This is a genomic window from Nodularia sp. LEGE 04288 (assembly GCF_963896525.1).
Lineage (GTDB): Bacteria > Cyanobacteriota > Cyanobacteriia > Cyanobacteriales > Nostocaceae > Nodularia.
In genome coordinates this window covers 1-15,896 of sequence record NZ_CAWQOY010000108.1, presented here as the reverse complement: position 1 = coordinate 15,896, position 15,896 = coordinate 1, and the positions used below count along the sequence as shown (strand labels likewise).

Genomic DNA, 15,896 nt, shown 5'->3' with positions numbered 1-15,896 from the left:
AAAAGCTAATAGTCATGCATTGATGACTGAAAAGGCAAAGTCTGCTGGTATAGTACCAGACTAAACTTCATATATAAATAATTTCAATCAAGATCATTAGCAGAAACTAAGACTGGTTGTTGATACAGAGGCACTGTGAATGTGACTGTGGAACCAAGTCCTTCGCCGAGACTGTAAAAATGTACTTCACCGCCCATAGCTTCTATCAGCTTCTGGGATATGGCCAGTCCCAAACCTGTACCGCCGTACTGCCGAGTCCGGGAACCATCTACCTGAGAGAATAATTGAAATAGTTTGTCTTGTTTGTCCAGGGAAACACCGATACCCGTGTCGGCGACTCGGACTCTCACCATCCCTGGGAATTGCTGATCTTGAAATTGCGCCTTCTTTAAGACTAAATCAGCGCTGACGGTGATGCCGCCTTCGTGGGTGAATTTGATCGCATTGTTCGCCAAATTCAGCATAACTTGTAACAACCGCTGGTAATTCCCTTGGACAATAATTTCATCCGAGGTGGGAAGCTTATCAATCCGAAAGCTGAGGTTTCTGGACTCGGCTAGGGGACGCAGAAAATTTTCCACATCTTCAAATAGCTCATCAAGCTTGACTGGAGAGCAAACTAGCTCCATTTTGCCGGCTTCGATTTTGGCTATATCTAAGATATCGTTGATAATATTCAGTAGATGTATTGATAGATGATGGGCTTCCCAGATGAACTGATGTTGTTCTTCAGGATCATCTGCCATACCTTCCAAAATCAGCTTCAAAAATCCGATCATGCCGTTGAGGGGAGTGCGAATTTCATGGGATACATTCGCTAAAAATTCGCTTTTGAGCCGGGAGGCGGCTTCGGCTTTTTGACGGGCGGCTTCTAATTCTTTATATAAAGTAGCATGAGCGATCGCTGTACCCAACTGATCCGCAAACTCTTTTGCTAGTTCTAGTTCTGCATCTGTCAACGGGTCAATTTCATCCCTGAGACTGATGGCAATCAATCCGTTGGCTTGGTCTTGATAGCAAGTAGCCACTACTAAGACTTTGTGCTGGTGACACAGATTATACCCCGACACTTCCATAACGATGGGTTCTAGAGTTTCCAATGCCTCAGCAAAGGCTGGCTCAGAAGTGACATCTATTTCTAAGCCAAGCATCGAAGCTCTCTCTGGCTGATGATACTCTGCTATTACCCGGACTCTAGAACTAGAAGGCTGGTAAGGACAGATAATGCACCGCTCTAGCCGTAGCGCTTTCCCCAAACTGTCAACTGTTTTTTGCCAAATAACATCTAAATCCAAAGTGCGCCGAATATTTCTGGTAATTTTATTTACCAATTTCTGATATTGCTGCGTTCGTCCCGCATGACGCAGTAAACTTAAAGCCAATTCTACCTGTGTAAGTTCTTGTGGTTTCGCCTTAACTTCTTGTGTGTGGGGTATAGATTGCAATAACCGTCCCATAACTAAAACTGTAGTGGCAACGGTTCCTAATGGCGGCATTACCGGAGAAATTACCAACTCCAACTCAAACAATTCTTGGCGGTAGCTAAACCAGCATTGCAACTTCTCCGGGACCAAAGTATTTAAAATCTGGTGCAACCGTTCTAAATAAGCACCATTGTCTACAGGAACAAAAACTTTGTCCTCTTTGCACTGATTAACTATTTGCTTGGGATTTAATCCTAACAGTTCGCTATGCTGCCAATAAAATGTCAGGTAGCGCCCCGCCCCATCTTGCGTGTACACCAACTCGGAACCTAGAGTTGGCAAGGAGCCATCGGTTTTATTAGTCGAGTAGTCCAGATTTTGGGGAAATAAGTTCGGCAATTGGGAGTTAGCAGTAATAGTCATTAATCGAGTTGGATAGACAAATGGCAACTCAAAACAGTTGTGCTAAAGCCGCTCAAAAAAATTTGGCGTAAATTATTACAGCTTTGGCATCCTTACATTGGGTATTTTGGCGTTGATTGGATCTAGATTGACAAACTTTACCTTTTTTTCATTTACTATTTACAGCTTGTTTATTAATGTCAATCATTCCATTCACCCCGTGGCGGCACAGGTATGCGACGAGGGGTGCGTGTCAGTTCATCATCTCTGGGAACCTCACCGCGCAACCATTGACGAATCGCCACTTCAATCACTTTACTGGGGTCGTTGGTTAAGTGCTGAATTTGCTCTACTAACTCCGAGTCCAGGCGGACAGCGATTTCTACCTTGTCGGCTCGTTTTGGCTCCGCTCCGGTAGGTTTCTCTTTCATATTCATAAGTTTCTATACTCAGAGATTGTTGCCTCTAAAGCTTTGTCGCGCGGTGATTATGTACCATTCAGGTAAGTTTACTCACTACCGCTAAAGTGCAAATTGACTGCACAGTCAGATAGTTCCCCAAAAACCCACCAAATTCACAGCATTTGGTTTTAAATGGTCAAGGTCATCAAACTCGCTAGACAACGGCTCTAGAATTTGTGTGACTAAATCAGTAGTTATAGGCAGTTACGGAGTGTAACAGCCCACGATCTCTAGATGATTTACTTACATATATTTATTGTACGCTCCTGATTGGTCAATCCCATCATGTAAAATAGACTTTATATATATTTTGCAAAGTCAATTTCAAATTTTAAATTGTTTGACCGTGCCAATTTTAGATTACCGTTAGCGTAGCGTACTCAGCGAGTGCGAGTATTTGAGATCAGCCAAAATCCCAAATTCCCCAGATCCTGGTGGTCGGGGTCAATCTAAAATCCCAAATCTAAAATCCAAAATTGTTTAACTCTCGTAAAACAGCTTCTTTGCTAAGAAAGCATTAAAATATATGAAGTAAATTTCTTGTTTAACCTTGGTTGCTGCTTCAGCAAAGATAGTATATGACTGATGTTCCCGCAGATCGCATTCGCAATTTTTGTATTATTGCTCACATTGACCACGGGAAATCTACCCTCGCTGATCGCTTATTGCAAGCCACTGGCACTGTAGATGAGCGCAAAATGAAGGAACAGTTCCTTGACAACATGGATCTTGAACGGGAGCGCGGCATTACAATTAAGCTGCAAGCTGCCCGGATGAATTATAAAGCCAAGGATGGTCAGGAGTATGTCTTAAATTTAATTGATACTCCCGGACACGTGGATTTCTCTTATGAGGTGTCTCGGAGTCTTGTGGCTTGTGAAGGAGCGCTGTTAGTGGTAGATGCTTCTCAAGGTGTAGAGGCGCAAACTTTAGCCAATTTGTATTTGGCTTTAGAACACGACCTGGAAATTATTCCGGTTTTAAACAAAATTGATTTACCTGGGGCTGAACCAGACCGGGTAATTAGCGAAATTGAAGAAATTATTGGTTTAGATTGTAGTGGTGCGATTCTGGCTTCTGCCAAAGAGGGAATTGGCATTAATGAAATTTTAGAAGCAGTTGTAGAGCGGATCACACCACCTAAAGACACCCTAGATGCACCCTTACGGGCGTTGATTTTTGATAGCTATTACGACACCTACCGAGGAGTGATTGTTTATTTCCGGGTGATGGATGGCAAAATCAAAAAAGGCGATCGCGTTTATTTGATGGCTTCCGAAAAAGAATACGTCATTGACGAGTTAGGCGTGCTTTCTCCCACAGAAATGGAAGTTGAAGAACTCCACGCTGGGGAAGTAGGCTATTTTGCCGCCGCCATTAAAGCCGTAGCCGATGCACGAGTGGGAGACACAATCACTTTAACGAAAGCGAAAGCCGCCGCCCCCTTACCGGGTTATACAGAAGCGAAACCAATGGTATTCTGTGGGATGTTTCCCATTGATGCTGACCAGTTTGAAGATTTACGGGAAGCGTTAGGAAAGCTGGAACTCAACGATGCAGCTCTCAAATACGAACCAGAAACTTCCAGCGCGATGGGCTTTGGCTTTCGTTGTGGGTTCTTGGGATTACTGCACATGGAAATTGTCCAGGAACGCTTAGAGCGAGAGTATAACCTAGATTTAATTATTACAGCGCCTTCAGTAGTTTACCGGGTAGTGACGATCGCCGGGGAAGAACTGTATATAGACAATCCCAGCCGCTTACCGGGTCCCAATGAACGGCAGAAAATTGAGGAACCCTATGTCCAAGTAGAAATGATTACGCCGGAAACCTACGTTGGTAGTTTGATGGAATTGTCGCAAAATCGGCGAGGCGTTTTCAAAGATATGAAATATCTCGCCCAAGGACGTACCACACTGACCTACGATTTACCTTTGGCGGAAGTTGTCACCGACTTTTTTGATCAGATGAAGTCGCGATCGCGCGGTTATGCCAGTATGGAATATCATATTATCGGCTACCGTGAAAATCCCTTGGTGAAGCTGGATATTATGATTAACGGCGATCCCGTTGATTCCTTGGCGATGATTGTTCACCGAGATAAAGCCTATAACATGGGACGGTCAATGGCCGAAAAACTCAAAGAACTAATTCCGCGCCATCAATTTAAAGTGCCAATTCAGGCATCAATTGGCAGTAAAGTCATTGCCAGTGAACACATCCCGGCTTTGCGGAAAGACGTACTAGCTAAGTGCTATGGTGGCGACATCAGCCGGAAAAAGAAACTTTTGCAGAAACAAGCCAAAGGTAAAAAGCGGATGAAATCTGTGGGAACAGTGGATGTACCCCAGGAAGCTTTTATGGCTGTGCTGCGTTTAGATCAAAGTTAATTTACCGAAAAACCTCACCCTGGTTTTACTGTGCAAAACCTGTCCCTCTCCTTCTCCCAAAGGGAGACGCTATGCGAAGGTAAGGAGAGGGTTTTGTCTACTTTGCAAGTAAATGAAGTACACATCTTAATATGATAAATCTTGCCCGCCCTGAATAAACAATGTCCTAATCTCCTTGGCGGTTGCTATATTCTCAAAATCTCCCCTCTCCTTACCAAGCTACCGTGTACACACATCCTGAGCCAAAAAGAGTTTCCAGTCCTAAAAACAGAATTTAACTGTAAATCCGGTTCCCCTCCTCGCTTGCGGGGAGGGGCTAGGGGTGGGGTCTTATGACACAAAAAAGAATTTCCCGACTTCTGTGTACACCGTAGCCTTACCAAGGGGTGAGGTGATTAAAGATTTTTCAGTTAACGTTGCTTTTTGTAACGTCCAATGAGTTCTGCTTTAGCCAAAATATGATTTTCCATAGCTGCTTCTAATTGTTCCTTGGAAGCACCAAAATCCAGCCCTAAAGGCGCATCTAAGGCGTAAAGTTTAAAAAAATAACGATGGATACCAGTCGGCGGACAAGGAGGAGTATAGCCGAACTGGTCGGCATCATTTTGTCCGTGGATACCACTTCCCTCTAGCATCGGTTCTGTGGGAACTCCTTCTGGTAAATTCCTAGTCTGGAGAGGTAAATCATAGAGAACCCAATGCACAAATGTACGATTTGGGGCATCTGGGTCATCTACAATCAAAGCAAAGCTGCGAGTTTCAATGGGAACATCTTCCCACTTTAATGAGGGGGAAATACCAGCGCCTTCACAAGAAAATTTCAGGGGAATCATGCTATCGGCAGAAAAGCTGTCACTTAGCAGTTTCATTTTTTTGGCTCTTTAATCACAATTTTCACCAGTTATGTAGAGATAACCAGGCTGTAGTCTCCTTGTCCGCAAGGTATTCAGGGGTAGGATGATCAAGACATCAATCAACCGCATTCCTGGCTGTGTTTAGCTTTGAAGTCAAGGTGAAAAAAATATTGCTGTGATGAAATTAAAACCATGCTAAAAACCAGAAAGTCTTTTCTCCTCTTTCTGTGGTTGTGTTATTTTGATTGATTATCTCTGTCCAAAAATTGTCGTGAATATACTCACTACAATTACTATCTTTGTATTTTTAGATATTTATAGGGTACTGGAGAGTTTAGTAAATGAAGATACTGGTGCTGAGTTGGGAGTTTCCGCCGAGGATCGTTGGCGGAATTTCCCGTCATGTGGCGGAGTTATACCCGGAACTGGTGAAACTAGGACATGAAATTCACCTAATTACCTCAGAGTTTGGTCAAGCATCGATGTATGAGATAGTTGAGGGCATAAAAGTGCATCGGGTTCCAGTGTCACATAGTAACGACTTTTTCCACTGGGTAGTCAATCTTAACCAGAGTATGGGACATCACGGAGGGAAGTTAATTCTGGAGGAAGGCCCCTTTGATTTAATTCATGCTCATGATTGGTTAGTAGGAGATGCAGCGATCGCCTTAAAGCATAACTTTAAAATTCCCCTCATTGCTACCATCCACGCTACTGAATACGGACGGCACAACGGTATTCACACAGAAATACAAAGTTATATTCATCATAAAGAGAATTTACTCGCTTATAACGCTTGGCGAATTATCGTTTGTACAGAATATATGCGGCGAGAGATACAACAAGCGTTACACAGCCCTGGTAACAAAATAGATGTTATTTATAACGGAATTCGACCAGAAAAGAAACAGCACCGCGAAGACTTTCATGCTCAAGAGTTTCGCCGCCAATTTGCCGCAGACCATGAAAAAATTGTTTATTATGTCGGTCGCATGACTTATGAGAAAGGTGTATCTGTATTACTTAATGCTGCACCTCAAGTCCTGAAATCAATGGCAGGTGATGTAAAATTTGTGATAATTGGTGGTGGAAATACTGACGCTCTCCAGCATCAAGCCTGGGCTTTGGGAATTTGGCACAAGTGTTACTTTACCGGCTTTCTCTCGGATACATATTTAGATAAATTCCAAACCATTGCTGACTGTGCCGTATTTCCCAGTCTTTACGAACCCTTTGGAATTGTGGCGTTAGAAAGTTTTGCCTCTCGTGTTCCCGTTGTAGTCTCAGACACAGGGGGATTTCCCGAAGTAGTGCAGCACACTCAAACAGGTATAGTTACAGGGACAAACAATCCTCATTCTCTCGCTTGGGGAATTTTAGAAGTTTTGCAACATCCTGGTTATCGACAATGGTTGATTGATAATGCTTACAAAGATTTAGCGCAACGCTTCAACTGGACAAAATTAGCCCAGCAAACAGAAACAGTTTATCAGCGAGTCGTGGAAGAGCGATCGCAAATTATTTGGCTTTAAAACACAGTCCATACACGGTAATGGTTCCAGAATAACGCTGAAAATTAAAGTTTACTCTAGATTATTTGGCGTTAAAAAACAGTACAATCCCTATACGCTGGAAATTTCACCCTTTCTGGTGCGAGAGTTAGCAATAATTGTGGTTTGCACCAGCAGCTTAGTATGACAAAGGTATTCCCAAACATAGCAAAGTGGTTAAAGACTATAGGAACCATGTGGAAAAAGATGGGAGCCTCAATCATATCCCGTCTCACCGCATTCCTAAAACCCGACTACCAAGACAAAACTTTAGATTTACGACCCCCATTAGCTAGCCCCTTAGCCGGCCCTGTGCATCTTTTAGGTGGGGGCGGCCCCGATGTAGAGGAAGCTATTCAGTGGATGATTAATCAAGTTAGGGGAACTAATAGCTACTCGACCAAAGTTAATGTTGTCGTCATCCGCACTTATGGTAGTGATGATTACAATCGGTTAATCTATAATATGCAGGGCGTGAATTATGTAGAAACACTTATCATTAGTAATCGACAAGATGCCAACAAACCGGAGATTCTGGAAAAAGTCAAAAATGCTGGCGTGATTTTCTTTGCTGGCGGCGACCAATGTGAATATATCCGCAGTTGGAAAAACACCAAATTAGAAACCGCCATTAAATCAGTTTATACCAAAGGCGGTGGCATTGGCGGCACCAGTGCTGGTGCAATGATTCAAAGTGATTACATCTACGATGCTTGTGCTTCTTCCGAACAAGGTATTGAAACCAGAGAAGCCCTCGAAGATCCTTATCGAGACATTACTTTCACTTATAACTTTTTTCCCTGGAATCATTTAACGGGAACCATCATTGATACCCATTGTGACAGACGCAAAAGAATGGGTCGAATTATGGTTTTTATTGCCCGTCAAATTCAGGATGGCGTATCGAAAAGCGCTTTAGGGATAGCCATTAGCGAAGAAACATCAGTTGTTGTTGATAAATACGGTATGGCGAAAGTCATGGGAAGAGGCGCAGCATATTTTGTCTTAGGAGACCATCCACCAGAAGAATGCAAACCCCAAACTCCGCTGACATTTTCCGACTACAAAATTTGGCGCGTTCCCCGTGGTGATACCTTCAACTTAAAGGATTTACCCACCAGAGGTTATTATCTCAGAAGCGTCAAACGGGGGCGATTCGATTCAGACCCCTATTAAATCAGTTAACAGTTAACAGTTATCATGCCGATTTAGTCGGAAATCTTGTTGTTAATTAGGAACTGGAAAACACTATTCTACACTTTTGTGGTGCGGGCATCTTGCCCGCTTTTGGATTTACATTAGATTTTTAAGATGGACTGTAAACTTTGAACAGTAGAAATTAACTGCTTTGCTACCGTGTCTATTTCTTCAGCAGTATTAAACCGCCCAATTCCAAAACGCACCGCAGCATAAGCGAGTTTTTCCGAGTGTCCCAAGGCTGTCAGCACATGAGACGGTGCTGTGGTTGTGGAAGAACAAGCAGAACCAGAAGAAACTGCCATAACTGGCTGCAAACCTAATAATAACGCAGCACCATCTACCCCCTCAACACTGATATTTAAGTTTCCTGCTAGTCGCTGGGTAGGATGTCCATTCAGGTGAACCCCTGACAACTGCGAAAGTTGTTCCCATAATCTTTGTCTGAGTTCAGTGAGGCGTTGATTTTCGGTTTCTTGTTCTACCAAAGCGATTTCGACAGCTTTTCCAAAACCAACAATTTGGGGTGTGTACAAAGTCCCAGAACGCATTCCTCGTTCATGTCCACCGCCATGCTGCTGGGGTGCAATTTGGACTCTGGGGTTACGCCGACGCACGTATAAAGCCCCGATACCCTTGGGACCATATACTTTATGTGCAGTTAGCGACATCAAGTCGATTTTCATCGCCTGTACATCTAAGGGAATTTTACCAATAGCTTGGGCTGCATCTGTATGAAAAATTATATTGTTTTCCCGACACATTTCCCCAATTTCTGCCAACGGTTGCAATACACCAATTTCATTATTTGCAGCCATCACCGAAACCAAAATGGTTTCTGGACGAAAAGCTTTTTTTAACTCAGTTAAATCAATAATTCCATCTGGCTGAACTGGGAGAACAGTAATCTCAAATCCCAGAGATTTTAAATAAGTACAAGGGTCAAGAACTGCACTATGTTCTGTCGCCACAGTAATAATATGCTGACCTTTGGAAAAATAAGCTTCAGCTACACCTTTAATAGCTAAATTATTCGCCTCAGTTGCACCACTTGTAAATACAACTTCTTCAGGTGTCGCGTTAATAGCTGCGGCTAAAATTTCCCGTGATTGTTTCACAGCCGCTTCTGCTTCCCAACCGTAAACATGACCAATACTAGACGGATTACCAAAGTGTTCTGTAAAATAGGGAATCATTGCTGCTAATACCCGTTCATCTACAGGCGTAGTAGCGTGACAATCGAGATATATAGGACGAATAGACATAAATTAACTCAAAATTTTGCTGAAGTTTTTTAAAATACTTAGGACTTCGTACAATTCATTTTTTCTTTTTAATAAGGTAAATTGGTCAGACAGAGCATATTGGAGAATATTTTCTTGAATAAACTTTAGAAAAATAAACTCACTACCATTAGTCACACATCCAAACACAGGTTTTTCTGGATGAGGATTAGCTAACATATAAGTCAGTGCTTGGGGTATAGCTTCTAAAAGAGAAAAACTAGAGCGTTTAGACTCAATTACCAGTAACCAGAATTGTTCTTGAATTACCAGAACATCAATTCTACCTCGAATAATTTCTCCCTTATCCTCCGCCGAAATTTCAATTGATTGTTCACTTCTCATAAAAAAAGGTTCGTCATAAAACCCAGCCAGATTCAGCAAAGGTGATAAAACAACTAATTTTACTGTTTCTTCGGATAAAGGAGGATATTTTGCTAAACGCAGAAAATGAGATTTTATTTTGTCTAACTCTTGTTTTTCTAAATCTGTAATTCCTGGTAAATTTTCCAACCATTCGGGAAAAAATGACTCATTTTTAGCCTGTTGCAGACCAAATTTTTCTTCTAAATAGGCGAGTCCAACATTTTGCGCTTGAATAAATTGAACCATAGTTTTCTCACACTATATAATTGGCTTAATTAGAACAAACAATCAGCTAAAGATTTTACCTAGTTTCATTAAAATTTGTAAAACTTTATATAATTCATTTTCACGTCTATATAAAGTAAATCTATCAGATAAGGCATATATTACGGCTTTATTTTGTTTAATTATTTTGATAAATTGGAAATCTTCCCCATTCATGATTAACGAATATACAGGATAATTAGAAGTAGGCGCAGCTATCATGTAAGTAAGTGCTTGAGGTATTGCTTTCGCTAAAGAAAAACTAGAGCGTTTAGATTCTATAATCAATATCCATAACTTATTTTGGATAACTAATACATCAATTTTACCCTTAATAATTTCCTTAGATGTTTCTACTGCTTCTTCAAGCTTAATAATAATGGTTTCACTAATCTCTATAGATTCTTCTGTGGCGATGTGAAAAGGATAACGATAAAACCCAGCTAAATCTAGTAAGGGAGACAGGACTACCATTTTTACTGCTTCTTCTAGAAGAGGAGTAGTTTCAAATAAGCTGAGATAGTGACTTTTAACTCTATCTAAGTATTGCTTTTCTAATTCGGAGATTTCAGGTAAAGAGTCAAACCACTCTGTAAAAAATTGCTGAACTTCAGATTTCTCTAAAGCAAAATTTTCTTTTAAGTAAGCGAGGGTGATATTTTGTGCTGGAATAACTTGAACCATGTTTATTGCAACTGGCGAAAAGTGTTATACCCTAATTCGATGATAGCGCTGTTAGGCTCACTGGGGATTTGAAGTGGCTGCTAATTCTTGTAATTTAATTAATACTGCTTGTGCATGACCTTTAGTTTTGACATTTGGCCAAGTGTAAGCAATTATCCCATCAGGTGAGATCAGAAATGTTGACCGGGCTACACCCATATATTCTTTACCCATGAATTTTTTCAAGCGCCAAGCACCATAGGCTTCTATGAGATGATGTTCAGGGTCACTTAACAGGGTGATGGATAAATTATGTTTGTTAATAAATTTACAATGGGTTTTTTCGGAATCTGGACTCACACCTAATATTTTTGCTCCCAGGGCGCTGAAGTCGGGAGACAAGTCTGTAAAGTCTTTGGCTTCGGTGGTACAGCCTGGGGTGTCATCTTTGGGATAAAAGTAAAGTACAACCCACTGACCGCTAAAATCACTGAGGCTAATGGGCTGATTATTTTGGTCTGGTGTGGGGAAATTAGGGGCGGTTTGTCCAGCTTCGGGAATGTTACTCATGATTGGTGTTAGATGGGGATGGCATCAAAATTTTACCTTGTGATGACTAGATTTTTTTTAACGTTCGCGCAGCGCATACCGCAAAGGCGCAGAGTACGCAGAGAAAGAGACGTATCTTTTGATCTCATGTCAAACTATTTATATCTTGACTTTTATATCTTGACTTTGCGTCTTTGCGCCTACTCTGCGAGAACGCCTAACGGCGAATGCGTGAGATTTTCATCCAAATTTAAGCCTCGCCATGATTAAAATGTCATCTGAATTTAACTTTTTCCAACAGTGGTATCCTCTCTCACCTGTAGAAGATATTGACCCCACACGACCAACTTCAGTCACTCTTTTAGGAATTCGTTTAGTTATCTGGAAGCCTAAATCGTCTGAGACTTACCAGGTATTTTTAGACCAATGTCCCCACCGTCTCGCTCCTCTGAGTGAAGGACGTGTTGACGAAAAAACTGGTAATTTAATGTGTAGTTATCATGGTTGGCAATTTGATTCTCAAGGGATTTGTACTCACATTCCCCAAGGAGAGAATCCAGAAATTGTTACTAAAAATCAAGATAAATTCTGTGTAATTTCACTACCAGTTCGCCAAGCTAATGATTTACTTTGGGTTTGGCCTGATGCTAAATCGGCAGAAGCAGCCGCCAATACGCCGTTACCACTTTCACCTCAAGTAGATGCTGATAAGGGATATGTTTGGTCTTCTTATGTCCGCGATTTGGAATATGACTGGCAAACTTTAGTAGAAAATGTCGCAGACCCTAGTCATGTACCTTTTACCCATCACGGGGTACAGGGTAAGAGAGAATATGCTACACCCATACTTATGGAGGTTGTGCAATCAACACCAAAGTTAATTGAGGTCATGACTGCTGGACGCTTCAAAACTACTATCACTTTTGAACCTCCTTGTCGGTTAGAGTATGCTATCAACTTTGGCGACTCTGGAGATAAAAAAATGGGACTGGTGACTTACTGCATTCCGGTGTCTCCAGGTAAATCAAGAATTGTTGCCCAATTTCCCCGTAACTTTGCTAAAAAACTGCATAGGTTGACACCCCGGTGGTGGAGTCATATCAATACCCGTAATCTGGTGCTGGATGGAGATATGATTGTTTTACATCAGCAAGAAAAGTTTCTACAACAAAGACAAGCAGTTGAAAGCTGGAAAACTATCTACAAGTTACCGACAAGTGCAGACCGTTTGGTAATTGAGTTTCGTAATTGGTTTGATCAGCATTGTTTCGGTCAGCTACCGTGGAGAGAAGTGGGAATTATTGTTCCACCCAGCCCGCAAATTAATGATAACCGTTCTGTGTTGCTGGATCGTTATTCACAACATACCCAGCATTGTAGTAGTTGTCGCAATGCGCTAAAGGTTATACAGCGCTTACAGGTGGGACTTTTAATCTACAGCACAAGTATTATTGCTGGTGTGGCTTTACTTCCTGATGCACTGAGAATTAAGTTGGGTTTACCTTTGGTAATTACGGCTGCTTTAAGTATGGCTGCTTACTCTTGGCTGAAATTCCGGCTAATTCCTAAGTTCTACTTTGTAGACTATATCCATCCAGAAAAACTATAGTTTTATCCCAATTCTATGTGAGGCTGCGCTATATTTTACCCTCAGAATAGAATTCTGGGGCTATACACACAAAGCCCACCTACGTGGGCTAATTAATGAGGCGCATTTTCATCAATCAGGAATTATGAATTAAAAAATATGCGACGTGATTTTACTAACCGCGATGAATTGATAGCTTACCTGCGGGAACAATTCCCCAATGCGGTAGAAAGGGATGATCATATTAGTGAAACTGTGGGAGGACGTAAGGCGGCTGAGAAAGCACTACAAAAAGTTAATCCTGTGGATTACGCAAAAACACGTAATTCTTTAACTGGCGCTGTAACGAGACTTTCGCCCTATATTCGTTATGGGGTTTTAAGCTTGCGAGAAATACGGGATCATGTCCTGGAAAAAGTAGAACACCCCAATGATGCTACTAAACTGATTAATGAATTGGGCTGGCGTGACTATTGGCAAAGATTATATGTCAAACTAGGCGATCGCATCTGGGAAGATCAAGAAGAATATAAAACTGGGTACACCCCAACAGATTACGCTGACAAACTACCAGCAGATATCACCGCCGGGACTACAGGAATGGTTTGCATTGATAGTTTTAGCCATGAATTAGGTCAAACTGGCTACTTACACAACCATATCCGGATGTGGCTAGCCGCTTACATTGTCCACTGGCGGCGCATTCGTTGGCAAGCCGGAGCCAAATGGTTTCTAGAACACCTGCTAGATGGTGACCCAGCAAGTAATAATATGTCATGGCAGTGGGTCGCCAGCACTTTTAGCCATAAACCTTATTTTTTCAATCGTGAGAACCTAGAACGCTATACCCAAGGAGTTTATTGTCGCCAATGTCCCCTTTACGGTCATTGTGATTTTGAAGGTAGCTACGAAGAATTAGAACAACGACTATTTCCCCAAGGAGAATTTACCAAGAAACCCAATAGTCAAAGCTGGCAAAGAGGCAAAAAAAGTAAAAAATGAGTAAACCAATCGTTTGGGTACATGGAGACTCCCTGAGTCCCTACAACCCCGCATTACAAGAATACCCCGAAGCCCCAGCCATCTGGGTATGGGATGAAGCCTTAATTGCAGAATGGCAACTCAGCCTCAAACGCATCACATTTATTTATGAATGCTTATTAGAATTACCCGTGATCATTCGCCGTGGTAATGTGGCACAAGAAGTTTTAGCATTTGCCCAAGAAAACCATGCTGATTTAGTCGTAACATCCACCAGTCCCAGTCCCAGATTTAATCAGATTTGCGACCAAATAGAAAAAACCTTAACCCTAGAAACCTGGGAAACAGAACCATTCCTGGAATACGACGGTCACATCGACCTCAAAAGATTCTCCCGTTATTGGAAAATAGCCGAAAAACACCTCTTTAACTAAATCCCCCCTGCTCCCTGCTCCCTGCTCCCCTGCCTCTTAATCCCCCAAATGCTAACCACCCTCACCGACACCCAAAACATCCTCTCCGACCTCATCCGCCGCTACTCACCCCGTGTAGATTACCTAGTCATCCGCCTAGAACAAGCAGAAGGAACAGATATTATATTACGTGGCGACAAGTTAGAAACCCTCAGTGAAGGCATTTCCATTGGGGGACATATTCGCGCTTGTTATAAAGGTGGCTGGGGATTCAGTAGTTTTAACCAACTAGCGACAATTAAAGAACGCATTGAAGAAGCGATCGCCGCAGCTAGGATGGTAGGTGATGAAAAAACTATCCTCGCCCCCATTGATCCAGTACAAGCAATTTGCCAACTACCCCTCACAGGAACTGATCCCCGCAAAATTCCGGTGAAGCAGAAAAAAGAATTGTGCGATCGCTATACTGATATATTGAAAAGTCTTGATCATCGCATCACCACCACTTCAGTCCGCTACGGTGACAGCGCCCAAAAAGTAATTATTGCTACCTCAGAAGGAACTTTCATCGAGCAATCTTGGGTAGATATGGAAATGCGTTTTGCCGCCACCGCCAGAAATGGTGAAACTGTGCAAACAGGCAGGGAAACCACTGGTTCTCGCAAAGGCTATGAAGATTTAACCGCTTTGGATCAACAAGTTCAAAGTGCAGCCGAAAGAGCGATCGCTGCCTTAACTCTACCATCTGTCAAAGGCAATACCTACACAGTAGTCATTGACCCCATCCTTACTGGTTTATTTGTTCACGAAGCCTTTGGACATCTTTCCGAAGCTGATATGGCTTACGAAAACCCCGATCTCTTGGAAGTGATGACCATTGGCCGGCGGTTTGGGTCAAAAGAACTACAAATTTTTGATGGGGCTGCCCCTGAAGGTCATCGCGGTAGCTATTTGTACGATGACGAAGGCACACCCAGTAGTACTACCCAATTAATTCAAGATGGCATTTTAGTAGGACGTTTACATTCCCGCGAAACCGCAGGCAAATTAAACGAAGCCCCTACTGGTAATGCACGTTGTCTAAATTATCACTTTAACCCCATTGTCCGGATGACAAATACTTGGATTCAACGAGGTGAAACACCAGTTGCCGACTTATTCACAGATATAAAATCAGGAGTATATGCCCGTAACTGGCTAGGTGGCATGACAAACGGGGAAATGTTCACCTTTAGTGCTGGGGAAGCGTGGATGATTAGAAACGGTGAAATAGCCGAACCTGTCAGAGATGTCACACTTTCGGGCAATGTTTTCCAAACCCTGGCCGATATTGAAGCCGTTGGTGATGATTTTTATTGGGATGAGTCTGGTGGTTGCGGTAAAGGTGGACAGAACGGTTTAGCTGTGGGTTGTGGTGGCCCCAGTCTGCGGATTCGGGATGTGGTAGTTGGGGGGGAAACTTGAAACAGAGGCAGTTTGAAGAGGCAGGGGGGCAGGGAGCAGTTTGAAGA

General features: G+C 42.4%; 14 protein-coding genes. 7 read left to right on the top strand and 7 right to left on the bottom strand.

What is annotated here, in order from left to right; translation table 11 throughout:
• Nucleotides 1-83 precede the first annotated feature (83 nt).
• Nucleotides 84-1,847 (bottom strand): sensor histidine kinase, encoded by a 1,764-nt coding sequence (locus AACX33_RS12140; RefSeq protein ID WP_194000503.1) that lies wholly within the window; start codon nucleotides 1,845-1,847, stop codon nucleotides 84-86.
• A 179-nt stretch (nucleotides 1,848-2,026) separates the two neighbouring features.
• Nucleotides 2,027-2,263 (bottom strand): hypothetical protein, encoded by a 237-nt coding sequence (locus tag AACX33_RS12135; RefSeq protein WP_194000505.1) that lies wholly within the window; start codon nucleotides 2,261-2,263, stop codon nucleotides 2,027-2,029.
• A gap of 602 nt (nucleotides 2,264-2,865) precedes the next feature.
• Here AACX33_RS12135 and lepA point away from each other — a divergent pair.
• A complete protein-coding gene (gene lepA, locus AACX33_RS12130; RefSeq protein ID WP_194000507.1) occupies nucleotides 2,866-4,677 on the top strand; it encodes a translation elongation factor 4 in 1,812 nt (603 codons plus the stop codon).
• 410 nt (nucleotides 4,678-5,087) lie between these two features.
• Here lepA and AACX33_RS12125 read toward each other — a convergent pair whose 3' ends face one another.
• Nucleotides 5,088-5,546 (bottom strand): YbhB/YbcL family Raf kinase inhibitor-like protein, encoded by a 459-nt coding sequence (locus AACX33_RS12125; RefSeq protein ID WP_194000509.1) that lies wholly within the window; start codon nucleotides 5,544-5,546, stop codon nucleotides 5,088-5,090.
• Between the two features lie 326 nt (nucleotides 5,547-5,872).
• On the opposite strand from AACX33_RS12125, the gene AACX33_RS12120 reads away from it, so the two are divergent.
• The gene (locus tag AACX33_RS12120; RefSeq protein ID WP_194000511.1) at nucleotides 5,873-7,063 is read left to right on the top strand and encodes a glycosyltransferase family 4 protein; all 1,191 of its coding nucleotides are present in this window, start codon (nucleotides 5,873-5,875) and stop codon (nucleotides 7,061-7,063) included.
• Between the two features lie 162 nt (nucleotides 7,064-7,225).
• Entirely contained in the window at nucleotides 7,226-8,257 is a 1,032-nt protein-coding gene (locus tag AACX33_RS12115; RefSeq protein WP_194000513.1) for a cyanophycinase, read from the top strand.
• A 122-nt stretch (nucleotides 8,258-8,379) separates the two neighbouring features.
• On the opposite strand, the gene AACX33_RS12110 is transcribed toward AACX33_RS12115, so the two are convergent.
• The 4 genes from AACX33_RS12110 to bcp are packed head-to-tail and all read right to left on the bottom strand — an operon-like array spanning nucleotide 8,380 to nucleotide 11,424.
• Nucleotides 8,380-9,543, bottom strand: a complete 1,164-nt coding sequence (locus tag AACX33_RS12110; protein ID WP_194000515.1) for a cysteine desulfurase family protein — start codon at nucleotides 9,541-9,543, stop codon at nucleotides 8,380-8,382.
• 3 nt (nucleotides 9,544-9,546) lie between these two features.
• The gene (locus AACX33_RS12105) at nucleotides 9,547-10,173 is read right to left on the bottom strand and encodes a type I restriction endonuclease (RefSeq protein WP_194000517.1); all 627 of its coding nucleotides are present in this window, start codon (nucleotides 10,171-10,173) and stop codon (nucleotides 9,547-9,549) included.
• A gap of 42 nt (nucleotides 10,174-10,215) precedes the next feature.
• Complete coding sequence (locus AACX33_RS12100) at nucleotides 10,216-10,875, bottom strand: type I restriction endonuclease (protein ID WP_194000519.1); 660 nt, start codon at nucleotides 10,873-10,875, stop codon at nucleotides 10,216-10,218.
• A gap of 57 nt (nucleotides 10,876-10,932) precedes the next feature.
• Complete coding sequence (bcp, locus tag AACX33_RS12095; RefSeq protein WP_194000521.1) at nucleotides 10,933-11,424, bottom strand: thioredoxin-dependent thiol peroxidase; 492 nt, start codon at nucleotides 11,422-11,424, stop codon at nucleotides 10,933-10,935.
• A gap of 250 nt (nucleotides 11,425-11,674) precedes the next feature.
• On the opposite strand from bcp, the gene AACX33_RS12090 reads away from it, so the two are divergent.
• From AACX33_RS12090 to AACX33_RS12075, 4 genes are all read left to right on the top strand, one after another.
• Nucleotides 11,675-13,012 (top strand): aromatic ring-hydroxylating dioxygenase subunit alpha, encoded by a 1,338-nt coding sequence (locus tag AACX33_RS12090; RefSeq protein ID WP_194000523.1) that lies wholly within the window; start codon nucleotides 11,675-11,677, stop codon nucleotides 13,010-13,012.
• Nucleotides 13,013-13,150: 138 nt separating this feature from the next.
• The gene (locus AACX33_RS12085; RefSeq protein WP_194000525.1) at nucleotides 13,151-13,993 is read left to right on the top strand and encodes an FAD-binding domain-containing protein; all 843 of its coding nucleotides are present in this window, start codon (nucleotides 13,151-13,153) and stop codon (nucleotides 13,991-13,993) included.
• A complete protein-coding gene (locus AACX33_RS12080; protein ID WP_194000527.1) occupies nucleotides 13,990-14,406 on the top strand; it encodes a hypothetical protein in 417 nt (138 codons plus the stop codon). The genes AACX33_RS12085 and AACX33_RS12080 overlap by 4 nt, the downstream gene beginning before the upstream one ends.
• Nucleotides 14,407-14,454: 48 nt before the next feature.
• Nucleotides 14,455-15,849 carry a TldD/PmbA family protein gene (locus tag AACX33_RS12075; protein WP_194000529.1) on the top strand — a complete coding sequence of 465 codons (1,395 nt, stop codon included), beginning with the start codon at nucleotides 14,455-14,457 and terminating at the stop codon, nucleotides 15,847-15,849.
• Nucleotides 15,850-15,896: the final 47 nt, after the last annotated feature.